Here is a 1227-nt window from a genome sequence, read left to right as displayed (position 1 = left end):
ATGCCCTCCAGGGTATTTCGGTGCTCATATTTGTTATAGACTCTGCCACTCTCCTTTAGCAGTGTCGATTGGCACCCTAATAGATCCACTCATTTGCGGCGTAATGGATCCACTTAAAACCGTCATTTTCGCCCTCAAACAAGGTGATTATTTCTCGCTTTTTCCTCCCCGTCCAGTCTGATCATTGTGCTCACGTAATTTGCGATAGCTTTCGCCCTCTAAAACCAGTCGATAAGCATTGTGTCTGAGTCGATCGAGCGTCGCAGCGCCAAGCAGTTTATTTGGGAAGGCCTGACCCCATTCGCTGAAGTCCAGGTTACTGGTGATGATCGTTGATTTTTGTTCATATCGTTCATCGATTAAGTCGTGTAAATCTTCATCCTGAGGGGATTTGAGAGGCTTTAAACCGAAGTCATCAATGATGAGTAGGTCTACTTTAGCTAACGTCTGGAAGCGTTTCTCATAGGTGTTCGTGGCTCTGGCTGCATGCAAGTTCGCCAGCAGTTTTGCCTGAGTAAAGAACAATACATCAATGCCTTGTTGCACAGCACAATGCCCGATGGCTTGTGCCAGATGACTTTTACCCGTGCCGCACGGCCCTGCGATCAGCACCGCCACATATTCATCAATAAATCGGCAATCGGCCAGTTCATTGATATAAGCGCGGTTCAGGTTGGGATTGGCGTTCAGATCGAAGCTTTCCAGTGTTTTATTACCTCTGAAGCCTGCACGACGCAGACGTGTGGCATACTTTTTCTGGTCGCGTCTGGCCACTTCATCCTGTACCAGTAAAGCCAGGAAGTCGGGATAACTCAGTTGATGTTCAATGGCCTCACGATTACGCATCGCTAATGAGTCCGTCATACCAGAGAGGCGTAGTTGTTTCAGTAACGGTGTGAGTTCGGGGATCGGGTTGATCATGTGTTTTTCCTTGTTTTAGTGAGGGAGAAGTTTGTTGGGATCTCGGTGGAAGCGACCACCGCCGGTGTAAACATCGCTTAACGTATCGAAGGTGCTCGATTCATCAGGGTGCTGGTCCAGTCCTTTTTCAAGGATCTGTTTGACGGCGCTGTAACGCACATTGTCGAAGGTCAGTGCGCGTAAGCAGGCGGCTTCAAGGCGCTTGTCACCGTAGCGTTTGGCAAGGCCCACAACGCCTTGTGCAGCACGCAGGTTATCCAGTACGCGGCTGGCAAACAGGCGCTTAATAAACACATGGCAGGACTC

General features: G+C 49.4%; 1 protein-coding gene and 1 pseudogene. Both read right to left on the bottom strand.

Translation table 11 applies throughout. The features are described from left to right. Positions 1-147: 147 nt before the first annotated feature. Positions 148-921: an IS21-like element helper ATPase IstB gene (gene istB, locus C6Y40_RS15505; RefSeq protein ID WP_276309522.1), complete on the bottom strand. Its 774-nt coding sequence runs from the start codon at positions 919-921 to the stop codon at positions 148-150. Between the two features lie 15 nt (positions 922-936). Continuing rightward, positions 937-1227 (bottom strand): annotated as a pseudogene (locus C6Y40_RS24805) (IS21 family transposase); the annotation flags it as partial.

Source organism: Marisediminitalea alba, assembly GCF_002993365.1.
Classification (GTDB): Bacteria; Pseudomonadota; Gammaproteobacteria; order Enterobacterales; family Alteromonadaceae; genus Alteromonas; species Alteromonas alba.
This window is presented reverse-complemented; position numbering and strand designations above follow the sequence as displayed.

Coding starts and splice junctions, on each gene's coding strand:
- istB (WP_276309522.1), bottom strand. CDS start 921: ATGATCAACCCGATCCCCGAACTCACACCGTTACTGAAACAACTACGC.